The sequence below is a fragment of the Cyclobacterium sediminis genome (assembly GCF_054781075.1).
Genome location: NZ_BAAGVC010000040.1, coordinates 1 through 20,933 on the forward strand (window position 1 = coordinate 1; position 20,933 = coordinate 20,933).

Here is a 20,933-nt window from a genome sequence, read left to right on the forward strand (position 1 = left end):
AGTTGCGCTGTATCTTTCATAGTATTTTATTCTGCAACCTTAAAATACAAAAAAGAAAACCCCGAAAAAAGCTTTAAACAGCTAAATTCGGGGTTTTTGTGTTATATTTTTGTTAATTATTCCGCTGGTTATCAGGCGATTAATAAATCAGCAAGAAGCCCTAATTATCCTATAATCAAACCTTTATATTATCAGGGCTTTAGGAATTCAACTTAACCTTAATCTTTTTTCCAGTTCTACTTTAGAATTATCAGAAATTGAAATTGTAAAATATTTCATTTCAAATTCCTTGCTCTTTGTCCAATCGGGAACTGGTCTTGGTAAAACCACATGGTTATTTATAATGCTCTCAATAAATTTTAAATTGATGAGGTACTTTCGGTTTAATCGAAAAAACCTATTTTCTAATAAATCCAAGTAATGCGTGAAAAACCCTTCAAGTCCACCATTTTGGGAAAACATGATTGGTGTTTCTACATCTAAATGATTGGCATGAATATAATGGTCATCAACCATTAAATAAATTAAAGTATTTAATTTGAGTTTTTTAAATTGATTTCTACCTGTTTTAACAAAAATAAAGTCATCACAATTAGCTCTAATTAGGGGTGCCTGAAAATTATTATTTCTCATTCGCTGGCAATTGGCATAAAGCAAGGTTCTTTTTAAAGCTTCAGAATCATATGGTTTTTTCAAGAAGGCAATAGGATCAGTCGTCATTGCTTTATAAAACCATTTATCATCCGGCAAGCCAGTAAGATACACAAGGGGGATGCGAGTAGTAGAATTTATTTGCTTCCCAATTTTCAAACCACCTTCAGGTTCGTTCTGCAAGTGAACATCTAAAATTGCTAAATCAGGCTTACTCTTTAATAGCGTTGCTTTTGCTGTATCAAAAGAAAATACAGGTCCCAAAATCTCGAATTCATTATTATAAAATAACTCATTTATGCTAGAAACTAAATCTGCCCCTTGCCTTGGATTATCTTCCACAATTAATAATTTTGCCATTGATTTTTTTTTTAGCTTCGGTAATAATTAATTAAATATCAAGGTATAAACCGCACCATTGTTAGAATCAGATTTTAGTTTCCCATCAATATAACTTGCCAATTCATCTATCAACTTATGGCCTATACCTGTTGTCTTTCCTTCCGGCAAACCTACTCCATTATCTGAAATGGATAATGAATTCAATTTTTTATTCCCCTGTAACGAAATTTTTATCTGCGGCTTTAATTGATCCTCTGAAAATGCATGCTTAATAGCGTTAGTAACTAACTCTGTCACAATTAATCCTATATTAAGTACTTTGTCTTCAGGTAAATAAAACTCAGACCTTGATTCTACTTTGATATTAATATTATTAAAGGTTCCCACATTATGCATTTCCATTAATTTTTCAGCCAATCTATTCAAAAATCGGCTTATTGGTACGCTCTTTTGATCTTCAATACTATAAAGAAATTCTTCCAAAGAGGCGGCTGTCAAAATTACTCGCTGGTTTTCCATTAACTTCTGTTTGGATTCTATGTCCAGCATACCTTTAACAGTTTTACCTAAGTTTCTATAGATAATGGATAGCAAATTATTAGTTCTATGTTTCAATTCCAACTGTTGGGTTTTAATAATTTTATTTTGCCTTATAGACCTTAAGAAGTAATAAATCAAAAAGGCTAATAAAACAACAAGTAGAACAATGCCAATGGCGAGATATAATGAATAAAAAATATTTCTTCGATATTGAATATCTATCAACTCCTTTTCTCTCCCAATCTTCTGATTCTCAAGCTCTTTCTCCCTAAGCAGATATCTGGATTCGACCTCTCTCACCTTTAACTTTTCTTCTTGGAATAATAACGCATTTAGTGAGTCCCATTCTTTATGAAGTGAAAGTGCATTTTGGTAGTCTCCTCTTTTTTCCATTAATACTATTTGGAGTTGAATGTTTTCTGAAAGTAATTTTTTTGAATCAATTATTTGTAATATTTTTTTTGCTGAGTCTAAAAAAATAATTGCTTTGTGATAATTATTTTTCTTCAGATTAAGATCTGCTAGGTTATTGTATGAAATGGCAACTCCTTTAACGTCATTCAATTCCTTATGAAGGATCAGGCCTTCATTCAAAAATCGCCTTGCCTTACTTAAGCTATCAAGGTTTAAATAATTAAACCCAATATTATTGACAGTAGAGGCTAACGAAAGTTTATCTCCCAGACGTCTTTTAATAGCCAGTGCTTTTGTATTAAAATACAAACTACTATCGTACTGATTTCTAAAGGAATATGTAATTGCTAAATTATTAAATGAATTAGCAATCCGCAAGGAATCAGCTAGACCCTCCCAAATTTTCAAAGTTTTGTAATTATAAAAAATGGCCTTTTCTATTTCACCAATTTCTTGATAAGTTAATGCAAGAGAATTAAAAATTTCAGCATAAAGTTTAGGTTCATCCAAGTGGCTTGAAATTGTCAATGCCTCTTTGTATTTTTCCAAAGCCAATGAATACATGCCTTGTTCTCTAAAATTTATCCCAAGGCTTTTTAAGGTTCCAATTTGTTGAATTGTATCCTTCATGGCTCTATTACCCACATTTGCCTTCGTGTAGTAAAAATTACTGCTATCAAATTTTCCCAGATAATAATAGCTGTACCCCAGATCTGTATGAATATCCCTAAGGTTGTGAGTACTTAACTCTTCCTTATTATTTTCAAGTAGTAGGTGAAGTATGGTTACGGCATTTTGGAATTTTGAAGAGTCTAAATAATCATTCACAAGATTCATTAAGGAGTCTTGTCTGACTTTAGCTTGATCCACAATTAGAGTCAATTCAGGGTTCGGCCTCCCAAATGAAAAACTCATACTTTCAAAGGAAGCAATTAAAAACAAAAGTTTGAAAAACCTTCTCACTCCAATTTATTAAAAGGATTTATAACAATCTCAATATATAAAATTTCTATATACTACCATAGAAATCTTCAAAACCAACAAATAACACATTTGCAGAATCTCCATACTATGACTTTTCCAAATATTTCGATGGGAAGACCAACATGTATTATTAGGGATTGATGGTTAAGTAAATCTGTTTTTCCTAAAAACCAAACTTACATTCTTAAGATTATATAAAAAAACGATTGGCCACCCAGTAAATAAGAGAAAAACCTCTTTAAAACCTTACTCTTTGTAAACTTTAAATGATATTAATTCCCCTCCTGCATGAACTTGAAGAAAGTACAGCCCGGAAGGGAGATTAAAATCCATCAGATATTCAATGGCCTGTTCTTGTTTGACAAAGGTTTCCTCCAATTTTCTTTTCCCTGTGACATCAAACAAGCTGATCTTTAATTCACCTAAAAAGTCATTATTGATAAACAGAGATAGCCGATTAGATACAGGGTTGGGGCCTATGCTATATCCTGCCCTGGTATTTGGACTCAGATCACCGGATCCGGATATGACAACCACATCGGAGATACGGTTGCATTGATTGTCAATTACCGCTACTTGATAGGTTCCTTCATCAATGGCTATATAAGACCTGGAAGTGGCATCTGCAATTGGCACCCCATTTCTGTACCACTGATAAGATGCTGCTGGCAATTGAGAACTTAATTGAGAACCATTGACCACAATTACTGGCCTGTCCAAGGTATTGGAAGATACGGATATGCTTTTTTGGAAAGTCTTAATTCCTGAGGGGCCAGCGGCTTCAAGGGTAACTTGATAAGTTCGGGAAAAGTTAAATACAAAGGTAGGATTTTCGAGGTTTGAGGTTCCAAGGCCGGCAAAACTCCAATTCAATGTACTAATATTCCCCTCACTTAAGTTTATAAATTCGGTAATCCCCCCGGCACAATTGAAGCGCACATCAAAGTTTACGAAAATAACATCTTCACAGGAAATATTACTCCAATTTTCGGCATTAACCACTGAAGACTGTGGATCCAGGTTTATGACTGCCTCTCCTAATAAATCCACATTCTCAACACTTAAACCTTCAAAACAATACTTGGTATACACGTCATGGAAAAGAGATGCATTACCGTTTGCAGTAATCAGTGATTTTCCTCCGGGGTTATTCTCATGACTAATATCTTCCAAAACAGAAAAGGTAGCTCCATCATTTAAAGTTAATTGAGCACCCCGTTCCAAAACCAGGCTATTAACAGTCGTGGAAAGCGGTTCTATTTCAGTATGTCCTGAAAGAAACAGATTTTCAAAATCACCAGATGCAAGGATCACCAAATTATCCCCTTTATTGGTAAGGTTGATGCCCGGTAATTTTTGCAGATCCTGATACATGCCATTTGTACCCCGAAAAAGCAAATGTATGGGCTGATTGACCATTGCATTTTCCTCAACCAACCATTGCTCACTAAATACAATTGTAGTTAAACTTCCACTGATTTCAGCCCCTTCCAATAAGCTGAAATCGTTTACAAATACACTGTCGACCAAAAATTCAACTTCCGCAGAATGAATGCTTAAAGCATCCAATTCAGGCAATGCCAATACCTGCCATCTCCCTGCAATGATCTCTACATCCACCTCCGAGAAGATAATTTGACCAAAGTCCACAATACTTTCTTTTTCATCCACTCCTTCCAAAAGTATGTTTCCATTTTTTACCTCCATATTTTGGTTACTAGAGCGGAATCCATTTATTACAATTAAATTTTGCTGGTTTAGATCCAGTACATGGTTTTGATCACCAAAAACATTTAGACTGAACACCTCCGCGTCTTCATTTAACTGTATTACCTCTCCATTATTAGGTTGATCAATCACAACCCGGGTGCCTTCATCAGGTATTATACCTGCACTAGGACCACTTGAAGAAAGGGACCAATTGTCAGGGTTCTCCCATTCCTCATTTCCTCCAATCCAATACAAAGTACTGGTTTGCCCATCGGTAACACCTGCAGAAAAAATCATACTAAAGTCTTGTTGCCCATTGACAAGGTTACCTTTATGATTGATCTGTAAAGTGTATTTCTGAGGGCTAGGGTTTTCAATCAGTATCTGTTCTACGTTGTCTCTGAAATTGTCTCTATCTCTTTCGGCCACTGCCCCTGAACCTTGTGCAGGATTTAATGACCAAGGATAATAAACTATTCCATTTTCATCCACAATTCTCATGTCCAGGTCATTAACCAGCATTAAATTGCCGGGGTTTAGCTGCACAGGTGCTGGGGAGCCTGCAGGATCTGTCCAGGCGATGGTAACCTTTATCGGATCCACCCCATTAGAAATAAATTCTATTTGATAATCCCCATTGTCCTCCAATTGTAATTCTCTCATCACTTTGGAGCTACCATCTTCATTAATGATTATATCTGCAGCGGCTTTTGCATCCAACAAACCCCAACCGAACATATAATCCGGTCCCGGATCAATACCTGCTTCCTTGGTAGTGTGGATGGCAAGTGCTTTGAGAGTGGCTGAACGCATGTACCTACCAGAATTTCTCTGATGATACAATTCCTGCAAAAGCATTAAGGTTCCAGTAACATTAGGTGAGGCCATGGAGGTCCCACTCAAGGTAGCATAACTGTCACCATTTCCGTCATTAGAAACAGCAGAACTAAAAACGTTTACTCCCATGCCTACAAAGTCCGGCTTAATACGACCATCATCTACAGGGCCCCAACTAGAGAAACTACTCATAAAAACATCCGAAGGGGTACTGTAGTCCTGAAGTAAGCTGACTGCACCTACAGTAATATTGTTTTTTGCTACTCCTTCCGGTCCTATCGTATCTTCAGGTCCATCCGAGGGTTTAGAGCCATCTCCCACATCTGAACGATCGTTTCCTGCAGCCCAAACAATGGTGTAATAGGGTTTGGCAAAGGTCAGCTCATCTATCTGTCTGGATTTGGAAGAATAGTAACCAAATCGATAATCCTCTTGGCTACTTACTCCTTCATTTCCTGCCCAACTCCAATTCTGATTATTGTCCCTATACCAACCAATAAGGTTACCATAAGAATGATTGGACACCAAATGTCCGCCGGGGTTAAGCTCAGGGTCATAGCTGTTTTGGGTCATTTTAGATATATCAGCATCCCAATTGAATGCCCAACCTGTCGCTTCTGTTGCCATTCCTTTGGCATTTGGATTGTTCCCTGCCGCCAAAATAGTCCCTGTGACATGGGTCGCATGATTACTTATTTCCTCGGTAGAACCATCTAATTGGGTTACCCTATTCCCAAACTCATTGTGATTGGGTTTAGGTCTAGTTTGATCATAGACCCCAACGATCATGTCCCGACCGGTAAGTCCTAAATTTAGGCTTCCCCCCTCTTGCAATGCATCGGTTTCTGTGGCATTGGCAGCTTTTAGATTAAATGTAGTAAAATATATGGGATGGGAAGTCTCATCTAAGTATTGAAAGGTAGCGGATTGATTATTGGCCAGATTGATCCGAAGTGGGATACCCATGGTCTTTGAAATGCGCTTCTTTTCATCATTAGTGAGGCTATGCCTGCCCACACTTTCCTGTAATTTTTGAAAAACATCGGATCGAACCTTTTGCATTCCCTCATTAGAAAATACCGGGTTTTGTCCATAGGACTCCCATGTTAATAAAAGAAAAATGACTAAAATGATACTCTTTCTCATCCGATTTGCTTTGTTTGATCGGTCACAAGGTTTTACAGAACCTCAATGCCTTTACTGTTTCACACAGTATTTCATCATTTTTTCCCCATCCTTCCACCAGCACAATACCAGGAATACCCGCTTAACCGCTAATGGCCAAGCCAAGGGCAAAGCGCTTAACCTTGCCCTAGAGGTTTAATCCTTTCTATATCCTTTGTCTGTATTTTTAACAAAGAACTCTTCTTTATCACTTCCATAACAATCAATTTCCCGAAGGGGTAAGGGTGGTAATACCACTCAGCTCGGCCACCTCATTTTCCCAACTAATCCTAATGGTTCCATCTGCATCTACCGTACCGGACCCTGTGAATACTGCTCTATCAAACACATTATCCGCTTGCTCTGTCATGGTTATTTCTCCACACAATTCTGAAAATACTGCAGGATTATCATTCTCTCCGTATAATTCAGAATAAACACCACCGGTGATGTCGGATATTCTATAGGTAAATGGCTCTAACTCTGTAATGGTTACTTGATAATTTACTGTTCCATAAGAACCTACAGTGACAGAAGTATAAATTCCGGCAAGGTCAGAAGGACACGAAAGCCTAATTTCTATCGTCAATTGGTGGTAATTGGTACTGATTTTAGTTTCACCTGCATCAATTATGGTCAATACAAGATCTGGTAGTTCATCACTTGCTAAATTTCCCGTAAGAATTTCTATCGGAACATCCACAAAGCTACTATTGGCCGGAATGGTAACTTTATTCGTTTCCAAATTGTAATGTACTCCTTCTATTGCCGTAGATGTAGGGTCCACGCCCAGCTCCACTTCAATTGGAGTATTGACCTGAGCCCCCACCAAGTTAATACGTATTTGCTCTTGGTCCACCTGGTTATCGCTGGACTTGGTTACAATTTTCTGAATGGCATTATTGGGTAATGAAGCCTCGTCAAATTCCACTTCCATCCCCTCCCAGAGGATATTAAAGCCTGAATCTTCCATGCAAGACATATTACTTACCATCAACCCCAGGAACAACGCCCATCCAAACACCTTATACTTTCTATCCTTTTTCATTAGTAGCCGGGGTTTTGTTCCAGTTTTTCATTCAATGTAATTTCATCCAAAGGTATATTCGATAAAATACGATAATCTGTGTAGGGCACATCCAGAAATCCATCATGTTTGGTAATGTCCTTCCCATTTCTCTTCAGGTCAAACCAGCGGTGTCCTTCTAAAGCAAACTCCAATCTCCTTTCCAATAAGATGCGATTGAGCAATGCATCACCAGATAAGAGATTATCAATTGGGCCCAACCCTCGTCTGGAACGCAAGGCATTAATATCTGCCCGTGCTCCGGCTGGATTGGTTTCATGCCTTGCTTCTGCCCTTATTAAATAGAGTTCTGAAGCCCTTAAAATAGGTAGGTTTTCCAAAAAATCTCCTTTATAACCAGTCCATTTCCTACTGGCATACACATCTCCTTCGATGCCCTCCCTAGTGGTTACTGACCAGCAGTTTTTTCGTACGTCTCCTTCTTCGTAGGCAGCCATCAAATCATCTGAAGCTCCAATAATAAACTGTGCTGCAGGCTCATTATCTGAAACTAGGGAGTTCAATGAGCTATTAACACCATCTCCACCTGACCAGTCTACGAGCCTTAATTCTAATTCAAACAAGGATTCCGGGTGGGGCGCTCTGGAAAAACCTTGAACGTATTGGTCAGCTTCCAGCAAACCTTCACCATTGGTAAGTAGGCCCATAATCCTCATCGCATTAGATGCAGCCTCCTCTGCTTCTGCCATTTTCCCCCAGTATAAGTAAAGTCTGGCCAAGAGGGTTAATGCGGCTCCGGTATTCGCATAATATACTCCATCAGAACCGATAGGGACGTACCCCACCAAGGGAATGGCTTCCAATAGATCACTTTCTATTTGTTCGTATACTTCTTCAACTGTTGATCTCGACTGGTACTCATTGGCCTCAGAGGCTACTAAAGTTGGGGTTAATCTCATAATTGGCCCCAAATTGAACCCATTTACTTCCCTACCGGGTTCATATCCATAAACTCTGCACAGGTCAAAGTAAAAAAGTGCCCGCATAAAATAGGCATCTCCCTTAATAAATGACTTCACCTCTTCTTCTCCTGAGACCTCTTCATCATCAATCCCTTCGATAATCAGGTTCGCATCATTTATTCCTCCATAGACAGCCAGTCCCCAAATATTGATATGGTCCCTGTCACTATTGGCCTCTTCTCCCTGATACCTTCCTGTATTGGCTATAGTTTTTAAATTATCCGACAATATTTCGGGGGCAATCATCATGGTTTGGCCATAATATCCGAAACTGGTAGCCCTATTGTACATGGAATTGGCTACAGACTGGTAACCGGATACATCATTTAATGCAATCTCCGGCGTTAGACTTTGCCGAGGATTGGTAGTTAAATCAGTGCACCCAAATAAAAGAAACGCTACTCCCGAATAAACTATTTTATTTATAACCCTATCTAACATCTCAATTTCAAAAGGTTAAGTTGATACCTGCTGTCATTTGTTTGGAGCTAGGGTAAGTCCCATAAGTGGTTCCCAATGAATTCACCTCCGGGTCTAAACCGTTGTATTTGGTGAAGGTCCATAAGTTTATTCCCTGAACGTATACATTTACTTCTTCAATCTTGACTTTGTTCAATAAAGTTTTCGGTAAATTATAATTCAAAGTCACCTGCTTGAGTCTGATATAACTCCCGTCAGAAACAAGTCTGGTTGAGTTCTGTTGGTAACCTGAATGACCGGGTATACGCCCTCCCTCATAAGGAATAGGTACATTGGTTATTTGTCCCGGCTCCCGCCAAAAATACAATTGATCTATCGTTTGGTTATCCTGTCCGAGGGACCCCGCTTGGGCCAAGTTATATAAATCCTGGTTGAAAGCTATATTTCCATATTGGTATTGGAAAAAGACCTCTAAACTCACCGGCCCATATCTAAAAGTATTAGAAAGCCCTCCGTAGGTCCATGGTAGGGTACTTCCCAGGTACTTCAAGTCATCATCTGTAACCAGGTAGGTATATTCACCATTTTCATCATAGTACATTGGGGAACCATTGGCCGGGTTTACTCCTGCATACTCATACCCATATAAAAAGGAAATGGGTTTTCCGACAATCAAGTCATTCCCTATCCTGTCTAAGCCTTCATATAGTTCTAGCAATTCATTGGAGAAAATAGAAGTATTGAAACCTGTGGACCATCTGAACTTACCTATGATCAAATTAGTGGTCTGCATATCAAAATCTATTCCTTGATTACGTAGTTTCCCTGCATTTCTTGTGATGCTTCCAAAGCCTGAATCCAAAGGTAGTCTGGTATCAAAAAGCAGCTTCCGGGAATCCTTTCTCCAAGCATCCAAGGTTACAATTATTCTTCCATTAAATAGGGTTGCATCTACGCCTAAATTAGTGGATACAGATTCTTCCCAAGTTAACAAGTCATTACCCAGTTGAACAAAACTTAAAGCTCCTCCGCCCAGGTATTGTCCTGCTGTACTAAGCAAGGTTCTAGATTCAAAATTGCCAATACTTGAATTACCCGTGACACCGTAAGATGCCCTTACCCTTAGGTTATCCACCCAATCAGCATTCTTCATAAAAGGTTCTGAAGAAATCCTCCAACCTGCAGACACCGCTCCAAAAGTCCCCCATCTGGCATTGCTACCAAATCTGGAAGAGCCATCTCTCCTTATGGTTAGGTCAAAATTATACTTGTCGTCATAATCGTATTTGGCCTGACCAAAAAATCCGGATCTTATGTATTCTGTATAAAATCCACCTACATAAAAAGGCTGGGTCGCATTTTGTAAATACCTTAAGGTAGGGTTGGGAAATCCCCTACCTTCTGCATCATTGGTTTCTTGGGTTTCCTTCTTATACTCATATCCTAATATTCCACTTAGGTATGTGCCTCAAAAAGCGTTTTATTCACATTAAAATTGGCATTGGCATTTGAATTAACAATCCTTCTGTCTGCAAAATATGAGGACCCACCATAACTGGCAAATACAGGTATAGTAGAAGGTCTATTGTTTTCATCCCGATTGTCTGAAAAATCCAAACCGGCAAATCCGGTAAATCCCAGCCAAGGCAATATTTTGTAATTCATATTCAAGTTAGACACTGACTGGTAGCTTGTCCCTCTTTTAAGCTCTTCATTGACACCTTGCACTATATTATAACCGAAAAGGTGTTCTGAAGGGTATTCTGCATACGTTCCATCCTCATTGTAAATGGGGACATTCGGTCTGGCTATATAACCGGCCACAAAGGGGCTGTTAACAAAATTCCCTCTATCAATCGACCCATTGGTTACCTGCTTTGCAAGAGAAAAATTGGCCCCTACGGTGAACTTTTCATTGACCTTGTGTGACAAGTTCATTCTGCCGGTAGATCTGGTATAATCCGACTGAATGATCTGCCCCTGGTGGTAAGTATGTGAACCTGAAATAAAAAATTTCGTGCGTTCATCACCTCCGCTTAAAGAAATATCATAAACACTCATTCGCCCATCTCTGTATAAAGCATCTATCCAATCAGAGTTTTGTAAATCAGCATCACTTGGGCTGCCAAAAATATTTTCTACTGTTCTATAATTGAGTCCTGCATTTATATAGGCCTGACGCTTAATGGATGCAAGTTCAGAGGCATTCATCACATCATAGAAATTAATGGGCTGAACGATCCCTTCTTGGGCTGAAAACCGAACCCTGGTTTTTCCTAGTTTACCTTTTTTTGTAGTGATTAAAACCACTCCATTGGCTGCCTGAGCTCCATAAATGGCAGCAGCTGCAGCATCTTTAAACACTTCAATGGATTCGATATCACTTGGGTTGATAGATGACAATGCATTTTGACTTCCCTGTCCGGAAAGGGCTCCCGAGGCAATCTGAACCCCATCTACGATATAAAGTGGTTCCGTTCCGGCATTAATGGAACCTACCCCTCTCACTTGCACCGTTAAAGTACCTCCCGGCTGCCCTGAACTGGAGGTAACTTGCACGCCGGCTACCCTACCCTGCATGGCCCTATCAAAAGATTGCATAGGTAGATCCTGAAAAATCTCTCCTTTAACTGAGGCTATTGCTCCTGTCACTTCTCTTCTGGTTTGGTCTCCATAGGAAGTAACCACTACCTCTTCTAAAGAGGTGACTTCCGGTCTTAGGCTGACATCAATTTTGCTCCTATTTCCGACGAGCTCCTCCTGGAACTCCATACCTACAAATCGAAAAACAAGCACATTTCCATTGCCTTCAATTGCTAATTGGTAGTCTCCGTCAATATCAGTAACCGTTCCATTCCCTGCACCTTTTACCTGAACAGTAACTCCGGGAATAGGCAAGCCATCTTCAAAAGATGTCACCGTACCACGTATGGTTCTGGTTTGGGAATGGACCAAAAAATTAACGGAAAGAAGGGTAATAACTATAAGTATGACTTTCCTCATATTGTAAAGTTGTAATTAACAATCAATCAATTTTATACAAATTCCTTGAATTTTCCAATCAGATTCCTTAAGCATAAGAAAGGTTAGGCTTATGATCGTCAAATATTAACAATGTAATCAGGATAGAGTTTAAAAAAAATTCCCTTCCTAATTTCTTTTATAGGATATAAACTTCTATTCGTCGGTTCAGTGCCCTATTTTCCTCTGTATCATTGGACTGAATCGGCTCAGTTGATCCCCTTCCCTCAATTTTCAGCCTTGTTGCAGAAATTCCCTCCTTCAGCAAATATTTTTTAACACTTTCTGCCCTACGTAAACTTAACTCTGAATTGTATTCTGAGTCCCCAATATTGTCAGTATGCCCTACAATTAAAAGATTGACTTCGGGATGGGCAAGTAAAAACTTTTTTAGTTTTTTAAGAGAGCTTATGGATGCTTTCTTTAAAATTGACTTGTCAAAATCAAAAAAAATGTTTTCAAAGATGAAATGTTTTCCGGAAGCTATGGGTTCCAGTAAAATCTGAAAGCCAACTTTGTTTCTTAAACTATCCCTATCCACATTATAAATCTTTGGCATGTACCCCTGCTTTTCTACATAGAGCCCCGTTTTTTCTTTGTCCGGATAAATCATGGTAAATGCGCCCTCTTTTCCATCTGATTTAAAACTGTACAAGGTACTGTCCCTTTCAAGATCCACTAATGATAGAATCGCCTCCACAGCCTCTCCTGTTTCTTCATTAATCACTTTTCCTCGAGTGACAACCAATTCATGCCCTAAATCAATTTCCTCGGGAAATTCAAAGCGATAAAGGAAAGAACTGTCCACTTTTCCAAGGTGATAACTGTTCTCTGTATAATAGGCAAAATCTTTTTGGGCTGTAATAAATAATGCCAACTGGTCTTTTTGGTCATTGATAGGAAAGCCCATATTGGAAGGCTTCCCGAAACCTGTTCGACCAATACTACTTCTGTAAATATCCTTTGCTCCAAATCCCGGATGTCCATCAGAAGCAAAAAAAAGAACAGTATTGTTAAAAAATATAAAAGGGGAAACCTCATCCTTTTTGGTGTTAATATTGGGACCTAAATTTTTGGCCTTAGACCAAGTGCCATCATCAAGTCGCTCAGAAACCCAAATATCAATCCCGCCTTCGCCCTCCGGCCTATTGGAAGAAAAGAACAATAAACTCCCATCTGCTGAAAGGGATGGTTGTGATTCCCAAAACCTGGTATTTACATTTCGCCCCATATTTATAGGACTTTGCCAAAGCCCGTCCACTCGTGCGGTGATGTACAAATCACAACTTCCATGGGAAGCAGGGGTATTGCAGGAAGTAAAAATTAAAAGATTTCCATCCGCGGAAATTGTACAGGTGCCCTCATTGTACCTGGTGTTGATTAATTCTGAGATGGACTCAGGACTAGACCAAGTCTCCCCATCGTAATCAGAGAAATAAATGTCTTCATCTTGCTTGGGGGACATGCCATCTCTTTTTGTAAAAAACAAGCGTTTACCATCGGCTGTCAGTACAGGGAAATATTGAAGTTTGAATTGATTTAGAGGATCAGGCAGTCGGTTTTTACTAATGCTTATCGGGTTTTTAATGCCTTCAGCGATGATTTCAAACTGTTGCAATTTTTCTAAATAATCAGGCGACTTCACAAAGCCCTCATCCAGAAAACCACGGTTGGCTTCAAAAGTATCCAAGGCCAACTGAAAATCACCTTGAGCCAAGTAAATCTGGCTTTCGATCCAGGCCAATTTACCTTTAAAAAAATCATTGGTTTTAATCGGAAGTCTTGATTGCCCTTTTTTTGTAACCCGAAGTGCTTCCTCCGGCATACCACTGCTTAACAAAACCTGAGCATGTTTGAGATAGGCCTCATAAAAATCAGTACTCCTTTCGTAGGCTGCTTGGTACTTCTCCCTGGCTTCAGGAAGCTGTTTCCTTTGCAAAAAAGCATTGCCTTCTTCAAAGTACTTTATGGCTTTTTTGTCAATAATAGAAAATTCCTGCCCCGTTGCTTGAAAACATAAACTTACAAACGATATGAGAATGAGGAATTTTCTAAACATGTTGTCCTAAGGTATTTCCATGTATTTATGAGTCTGAAGAGAAACCCTCCAAGCGGGATTTTCCTTCACAAAATCTATGATCAAACTAGTCATCTTTTCCGACTTTGACCATTCCGGTTGCAAGAGTAAATGACATTTCTCATTGACTAAACTGGCATGTTTAAGCGCAAAATCAAAATCACTATTATTGTAAACCACCACCTTTAGCTCATCAGCATGCGCATAAACCTCTGGCAATGGTTGCTTAAATTTCTTGGGTGACAAGCAAGTCCAATCAATTGTACCACTAAAAGGATGAGCACCTGATGTTTCCATGTTTATTTGAAAGCCCTTCTCTTTTAATAGGCGGGTCAATGGCCCTAAATCATGCATCAAAGGTTCTCCTCCAGTGATTACTACCAATCGTGTTGGATAAGAAGCCGCTTCTGCTACAATATCTTCAATGGCCACTTTTGGCCACCTTTCTACATCCCACGAGTCCTTCACATCACACCATACACATCCTACATCGCATCCCCCTAAACGAATAAAATAGGCGGGTTGTCCGGAGAACATCCCCTCACCTTGTATGGTGTAGAAAGCTTCCATCAATGGCAAATATTGTCCATTGGAAAGCATATTATTTTTGTCTTTCATAATTTTTGGTCTAGCGGGTAATTGAACCGCTTTGTTTACATTAATTTAAAACCCTATTGGTAAACTTCCCCTTTGGCTGCCAATAAAGTATTGTACAATAAAGAGGCAATGGTCATTGGCCCTACCCCTCCCGGTACAGGAGTAATGGCTGAGGCTTTGGCGGCGGCCTCTTGGAAATTGACATCACCAACCAACCTAAATCCATTCTTTTTTGAAGCATCAGGGATTCGGTGGATGCCTACATCAATCACTACGGCACCTTCTTTGACCATGTCTCCGGTCACAAAGCCTTCTTTCCCAATGGCTACAATCAGTATATCTGCACTTTGTGCAATTTCCTTTAAGTTTTGCGTCCTACTGTGAGTAATGGTAACTGTACAGTTGCCCGGGTAGGCATTTCTGGCCATCAAAATACTCATTGGAGAACCTACAATATGACTTCTACCAATCACCACACAATGCTTTCCAGATGTCTCTATTTCATACCGCTTCAATAACTCAACAATTCCATAAGGAGTGGCTGCAATATAAGCCGGCCAACCCAAAGTCATCCTTCCAACATTTGCCGGCGTAAAGCCATCTACATCTTTTTCCGGCTTGATCTTGGCCGTAACTTTTTCCACTGATATATGATCCGGCAATGGCAATTGCACAATCAGGCCATCAATGTCAGGGTTGTCATTTATTTTCTCGACCTCATTCAGCAACGCTTCCTCCGACACGGTTTCTTCCAACCTTACCAAGGTAGAACCAAAGCCAACTTTTTCACAGGCTTTTACTTTTGCGCCTACATAAGTTTGGCTGGCCCCATCGTTCCCAACTAGAATTGCGGCCAGGTGAGGTACTTTTTTATTGTTTTTTTTAAGTAAAACTACTTCCGCAGCTATTTCATCTTTAATGGTTGCGGATGTTTTTTTACCATCAATCCTTATTAATCCTTCTCTTTCTTGCATAGGTATTTTTTCTTACAAAATCTCCTAAAATATTAAGTAACTACAGGTTACCCTTTGTAATTTCTTTTTATTGATACTGTCAGTTTAATCCAGTTTAAGCACTGCCATAAATGCTTCCTGAGGAACTTCCACATTCCCTACCTGACGCATTCTTTTCTTACCTTTCTTTTGCTTATCAAGGAGCTTTCTCTTTCTGGAAATATCCCCTCCGTAACATTTCGCCAATACATTTTTTCGCAAGGCTTTCACCGTTTCTCTGGCAATAACCTTGGTGCCTATGGCTGCCTGTATGGCAATTTCAAACATTTGCCTCGGCACCAATTCTTTTAGCTTTTCACAAAGTCGCTTGCCCCATTCGTAGGCTTTGTCTCTATGGACTATCGCTGAAAGGGCATCAACAGGCTCACCGTTTAGCATCACATCCAATCTGACCATATGGGATTGCTTAAACCCTATCAATTCATAATCCAAAGATGCATAGCCTCTCGAAATTGTTTTAAGCTTATCAAAAAAGTCAAAAACGATTTCTACCAAAGGCATATCGAAGGTCAATTCCACCCTGTCTGAGGTCAAATATACTTGATTCTTTATTTGCCCTCTTTTCTCCATGCACAATTGAATAACCGGTCCTACATAATCTGAAGCGGTAATGATGGCCGCTTTAACAAAAGGCTCTTCTATATGCTTGAAAAGGTTTGGCTCGGGCATATCCGAAGGCGCGTTGACTACAGCAAATGTTTCATCATTCAGTAATGCTCTAAATTGCACTGAAGGGACAGTAGTAATGACAGTCATGTCAAACTCTCTCTCCAATCTCTCTTGAATGATTTCCATGTGAAGCATTCCAAGGAAACCACACCTAAATCCAAAACCTAAGGCTGCTGAAGTCTCCGGTTCCCAAACCAGGGAAGCATCATTGAGCTGAAGTTTCTCCATAGAGGCCCTTAGTTCTTCGAAATCCGTTGTTTCGACCGGGTAAATACCCGCAAAAACCATCGGTTTCACATTCTCAAAACCTTGGACTGTATTACTACATGGTCTTTTGACATGGGTAATGGTATCCCCTACTTTGACCTCCTTGGCCACTTTTATTCCTGAAATCAAATAGCCTACATTCCCGGCTTGTAATTCATCTTGTGGTTTTTGTTGGATCCCTAAAATACCAATCTCATCTGCCTCATACTCTCTACCGGTATTGACAAACTTAATTTTATCTCCTTTATTAATGGTTCCATTGAATACTCTAAACAGTACTTCTACTCCTCGGAAAGGATTGTACACGGAATCAAAAATCATGGCTTGTAATGGGGCATCTACATCTCCTTTTGGCGCCGGCACCCTTTCCACAACAGCATTTAAAATGTCTTCAATACCTATGCCTTCCTTGCCCGAAGCCAAGACAATGTCTTCTCGGTCACAGCCAATCATTTCCATTACCTCCTCAGCAACTACCTCAGGTTGTGCTCCGGGAAGGTCAATTTTATTTAAAACCGGAATAATTTCCAAATCATGTCCAATGGCCAGATAAAGGTTAGATATGGTCTGTGCCTCTATACCCTGGGAAGCATCCACAATCAACAGTGCTCCTTCACATGCGGCAATGGACCTTGACACTTCGTAGGAAAAATCCACATGACCGGGAGTATCTATTAGGTTTAAGGTATACTCTTCCCCTTTATATGGGAAATTCATTTGGATGGCATGCGATTTTATCGTAATCCCTCGCTCCCTTTCTAAATCCATACTATCCAATAGCTGGTCTTGCATCTCCCGCTCAGTCACCGTGTTGGTGAATTGTAAAAGTCGGTCTGCTAGTGTACTTTTGCCATGGTCAATATGGGCAATTATACAGAAATTTCTTATTTTATCCATGTTCATACTAAGTGCAAAAGTAGTAAATAGTTAGTGTTTTAATATGTTTTGTCCATATAAATTAGAAGTTTAACACCTGAAGCTTGACAGAGAAGACTTTCAAGCGATTGGGATAATGCTTAAATTTGAAAATAACTGAATATAATGCTTCAAATGAAACTTTATTTTCTTCTCATTACGCTATGGTCCCTTCTGCTTTCGATAAATGAACCTAGGGAGAAAAAAGAGGCTGTAAAAGGTGGTGTGGTTTCCATAAACCCCAATCGACCACTCAATTGGAATGACTTCAAAAAAGTCAATTTAATAGGAAACAGGTCCACAATCAATGCCATAACCCAAAGTACTTGTGAAATTGAAATTGTAAAAATCAATGATCAAGGTGACCATGTAAGTCTGGATATTGAGGTTAAAATAAATCTTCACAAAGAATTGAGCCAAGTGAAAAATGACTTTTTCAAAACTAGGGATGCAGCAACAAAGGAGCGTGTACTGCATCATGAAAATGGACACTATCTAATCGCTCAGATCATAGGCCATCGAATACTCAAAGCAGTAAACAATTATAAATTTGACAAAAAGAATCACAGAACTCAGTTAAACAAGATAATAAAAGAGAATTTTAAAGATTGGAAAAGACTGGATGAACAGTATGACGCTCAGTCTACCAAGCCTCACAACCCTGAAATGCAAGCCAGGTGGGACCGTTTTATCGCATCCGAGCTTCAGGCCTTAAAACAAGATTAGCAGACAAACACATGAAATCAATAGCTGACAAAAAGAAAAAAGAAAATATTATCGAATACATATTGTACTTGTATCGAATGGAAGACTTACTCAGAGCATACCAATTTGATATGAAAGAGGTCAATGAATATGTCTTGGGACACAAAAATGTCCAAGCCGAAGACAAAGAGGAAACTAAGTTATGGCTTTCAGGTATGATTCAGGAAATGGAACAAGAAGGAATTCAGGAAAAGGGCCACTTAAAAAAAACACAAAAACTGGTAGATCACCTAGCTAATATTCACTGGAAACTATTAAAAGAAGAAGCCGAATATGTGGCTGTTTACCGCAAAACCCAGCCCCACTTGCTACAATTAATAGCTGACAGCCAAGAAGCCGTTCCTGAACATGAAATCCAAATATTTATCAATACCCTCTATGGGATTTTGCTTAGTAAATTAAATGGGCTTGAAGTGCCTGAAGATATCATGACTGCAGCTTCAAGTTTCGGAGACACACTGGCTTTGTTAAACCATGCCTATAGGAGTGGTTATAAAGCAAAAATAGAATAAGGGCATTATTGATCCATAAATTCATAGATACTATGGTAAGCACCTTGTTCCTGTACAAAATCTAAGAAAGACTGGTAAAAATCATTGCTGCCTATGGTTGCACTGTCGCCTAAAACAATTAGTTTTCTTTTTGCGCGGGTCAGTGCAACATTCATTCTCCTGGTATCCGCTAAAAAACCGATTTCACCTTGCTCATTTGATCGGGTAAGGCTAATGAGGATAATGTCCCGCTCCTGGCCCTGAAAGCCATCCACCGTACTGATGGTCAAATTTTGATCCATTTGTTTGAGGAATAACCACTCCGAGTCTAAGGCTACCATTTCCTTTAATAGCCTCACCTGTGCACTGTAGGGAGCAATCAAGCCTACTTGCCAAGCCTGGTTTTCATTCTTATTTAACCCTACCCTCTTCAATAAATCCCTTAGTAAGGTAAGCAGCATAAAGGCTTCTTCTTTATTGCTTATGCTAAGGGTTTCCCTATCTCTGAATTCCAAAAACCCACTACCGGCAGTATCTACAAAGGCCAAAGACGCTTCCCCTTCTTCTAAATAATGTTTTTGGGTATTGGCTGCTGCGATAAGTTTATTGTCATAAAATGCAAGGTTTGAAAACCCCATAATTGCCGCTGCCATCCTATATTGTACGGACAATAGCTGGGCTGCTTCAGGTTGATTGGTAATGGCTTTCTCAAAGAGCGTGTTTTGAAGTCCTTTGGCTGCTTCTCTGGATTTGATCGTGGGAGGAAGCTGACAATGATCTCCGGCCAATACTATTTTTTGTGCTTTCGTTACAGGAATCCAGGTGGCCGGTTCCAATCCCTGAGCAGCTTCATCCAGAAATACAACCTGAAAAACCTTACTTTTCAGCAAATTAGATGCTGCACCCACCAGAGTGCAGGCAATCACTTGACAGGAGCCGAGAATGGAATGAGTCATGTAATCATACAACTGTCTTGCTTCTGCTTGACATTTACCGGCCTCATTGTAATTCATTTTCCGCTTCTCCCTTTCAGCATGTCCAAAATTGCGTTTAAACTTATTGGCTTTCCTTCGGTACTCCTCAGCCGCTTTACGTAATTTTTTATATTCTTTATAGGAGGGGTGTGCCAGAATTTTTGCATCCAAAGTTCGCTGAATTATTTTCTCATCTATTCTTGCCGGATGACCTATCCGCAACACATCCAGATTCACGTCACCCATTCTTTCCACCAATAAATCCACCGCCGCGTTACTAGGGGCACATACCAATACCTGGTCATACTTTTGCGTAGCAGAAACGATTGCCTGTACTAGGGTGGTGGTTTTACCGGTACCCGGAGGGCCATGTACTATCGCAAGGTCCTTTGCTTGCTCTATCAACTTCAAAGCCTTATTTTGCCCCTCGTTCAGTAGCTCCGACCCCCTATTTGTTGACGTTGTAAAATCAGGTTTTCGATGCCCCAAAATCACTTCTTTCAAATGGGCCAACCTGTTGTTTTCAGATGCAATAACCGCTTCCATGGTACTTGTCATTACCTTGTAGGTGGTGTCATCAAACATCAGGTTAACCCCTATACCCCCTTCATTTACCCAATCCGGAAGACGCTCGGTGTTCAAACTTAATGTCATCACATTTCCTTTAACATTGTTTACTACCCCATTTAGATAGGTCGTTTGAATGTCATTTTCCTCCACATTAGAAAACAAACTAATGGATTTACCTGAATGAAACCCATGGTTGGACAAAGCTTCTTTGACTGAAATCTCAATCACCAACTGATCTGAAAAAGTCCATTTTATTTTATTCAACTGCACAGGATACCAACAGACCCCTGCCTGTACTTTGTCCTTAATTGATTTTCTAAAGGTCAAACTTCTAAACTGGGCAAGGTCCTCAGCCCATTCCGCTCGTAAAAGTTTTGTGGTATATAATAATTCTTCCCCTATATTTGCCATTTGTTATTTACTGTATGAAGATTCTAGGTTAAGTAAATCATTCCTAAATTTA

Annotated in this window: 15 protein-coding genes; 3 read left to right on the forward strand and 12 right to left on the reverse strand. The window is 39.5% G+C overall.

Translation table 11 applies throughout. The features are described 5' to 3' along the window. Positions 1-216, forward strand: a 216-nt coding sequence (locus ACYVHJ_RS19575; RefSeq protein WP_460518222.1) for a hypothetical protein, incomplete at its 5' end; no start/stop codon positions are given. Here the strand turns inward: ACYVHJ_RS19575 and ACYVHJ_RS19580 are convergent. From ACYVHJ_RS19580 to lepA, 11 genes are all read right to left on the reverse strand, one after another. Then, positions 208-1,011 carry a LytR/AlgR family response regulator transcription factor gene (locus tag ACYVHJ_RS19580; RefSeq protein WP_460518225.1) on the reverse strand — a complete coding sequence of 268 codons (804 nt, stop codon included), beginning with the start codon at positions 1,009-1,011 and terminating at the stop codon, positions 208-210. The two genes, ACYVHJ_RS19575 and ACYVHJ_RS19580, sit on opposite strands and share 9 nt — an antisense overlap. Positions 1,012-1,038: 27 nt before the next feature. Continuing rightward, positions 1,039-2,889 carry a tetratricopeptide repeat-containing sensor histidine kinase gene (locus tag ACYVHJ_RS19585; protein WP_460518228.1) on the reverse strand — a complete coding sequence of 617 codons (1,851 nt, stop codon included), beginning with the start codon at positions 2,887-2,889 and terminating at the stop codon, positions 1,039-1,041. A gap of 288 nt (positions 2,890-3,177) precedes the next feature. Beyond that, positions 3,178-6,624: a S8 family serine peptidase gene (locus ACYVHJ_RS19590; protein ID WP_460518231.1), complete on the reverse strand. Its 3,447-nt coding sequence runs from the start codon at positions 6,622-6,624 to the stop codon at positions 3,178-3,180. Between the two features lie 241 nt (positions 6,625-6,865). Beyond that, on the reverse strand, positions 6,866-7,690 hold the full coding sequence (locus ACYVHJ_RS19595) for a DUF4843 domain-containing protein (protein ID WP_460518234.1): 825 nt from the start codon (positions 7,688-7,690) through the stop codon (positions 6,866-6,868). Beyond that, positions 7,690-9,132 (reverse strand): RagB/SusD family nutrient uptake outer membrane protein, encoded by a 1,443-nt coding sequence (locus ACYVHJ_RS19600; protein ID WP_460518237.1) that lies wholly within the window; start codon positions 9,130-9,132, stop codon positions 7,690-7,692. The genes ACYVHJ_RS19595 and ACYVHJ_RS19600 overlap by 1 nt, the downstream gene beginning before the upstream one ends. A gap of 7 nt (positions 9,133-9,139) precedes the next feature. Beyond that, positions 9,140-10,561, reverse strand: a complete 1,422-nt coding sequence (locus ACYVHJ_RS19605; protein ID WP_460518299.1) for a SusC/RagA family TonB-linked outer membrane protein — start codon at positions 10,559-10,561, stop codon at positions 9,140-9,142. Positions 10,562-10,566: 5 nt separating this feature from the next. After that, complete coding sequence (locus ACYVHJ_RS19610; RefSeq protein ID WP_460518240.1) at positions 10,567-12,114, reverse strand: SusC/RagA family TonB-linked outer membrane protein; 1,548 nt, start codon at positions 12,112-12,114, stop codon at positions 10,567-10,569. A 157-nt stretch (positions 12,115-12,271) separates the two neighbouring features. After that, positions 12,272-14,191 carry an OmpA family protein gene (locus ACYVHJ_RS19615; RefSeq protein ID WP_460518243.1) on the reverse strand — a complete coding sequence of 640 codons (1,920 nt, stop codon included), beginning with the start codon at positions 14,189-14,191 and terminating at the stop codon, positions 12,272-12,274. A gap of 6 nt (positions 14,192-14,197) precedes the next feature. After that, positions 14,198-14,827, reverse strand: a complete 630-nt coding sequence (locus tag ACYVHJ_RS19620; RefSeq protein WP_460518246.1) for a 7-carboxy-7-deazaguanine synthase QueE — start codon at positions 14,825-14,827, stop codon at positions 14,198-14,200. A 53-nt stretch (positions 14,828-14,880) separates the two neighbouring features. Further along, positions 14,881-15,780, reverse strand: a complete 900-nt coding sequence (locus ACYVHJ_RS19625) for a bifunctional 5,10-methylenetetrahydrofolate dehydrogenase/5,10-methenyltetrahydrofolate cyclohydrolase (protein ID WP_460518249.1) — start codon at positions 15,778-15,780, stop codon at positions 14,881-14,883. A gap of 84 nt (positions 15,781-15,864) precedes the next feature. Continuing rightward, the gene (gene lepA, locus ACYVHJ_RS19630; RefSeq protein ID WP_460518252.1) at positions 15,865-17,658 is read right to left on the reverse strand and encodes an elongation factor 4; all 1,794 of its coding nucleotides are present in this window, start codon (positions 17,656-17,658) and stop codon (positions 15,865-15,867) included. A gap of 147 nt (positions 17,659-17,805) precedes the next feature. On the opposite strand from lepA, the gene ACYVHJ_RS19635 reads away from it, so the two are divergent. Both ACYVHJ_RS19635 and ACYVHJ_RS19640 read left to right on the forward strand, forming a co-directional pair. After that, complete coding sequence (locus ACYVHJ_RS19635) at positions 17,806-18,396, forward strand: DUF922 domain-containing protein (RefSeq protein ID WP_460518255.1); 591 nt, start codon at positions 17,806-17,808, stop codon at positions 18,394-18,396. A gap of 11 nt (positions 18,397-18,407) precedes the next feature. After that, complete coding sequence (locus ACYVHJ_RS19640) at positions 18,408-18,947, forward strand: DUF4924 family protein (protein ID WP_339903168.1); 540 nt, start codon at positions 18,408-18,410, stop codon at positions 18,945-18,947. Positions 18,948-18,952: 5 nt separating this feature from the next. Here ACYVHJ_RS19640 and ACYVHJ_RS19645 read toward each other — a convergent pair whose 3' ends face one another. Next, complete coding sequence (locus ACYVHJ_RS19645) at positions 18,953-20,881, reverse strand: DEAD/DEAH box helicase (RefSeq protein ID WP_460518258.1); 1,929 nt, start codon at positions 20,879-20,881, stop codon at positions 18,953-18,955. Positions 20,882-20,933: the final 52 nt, after the last annotated feature.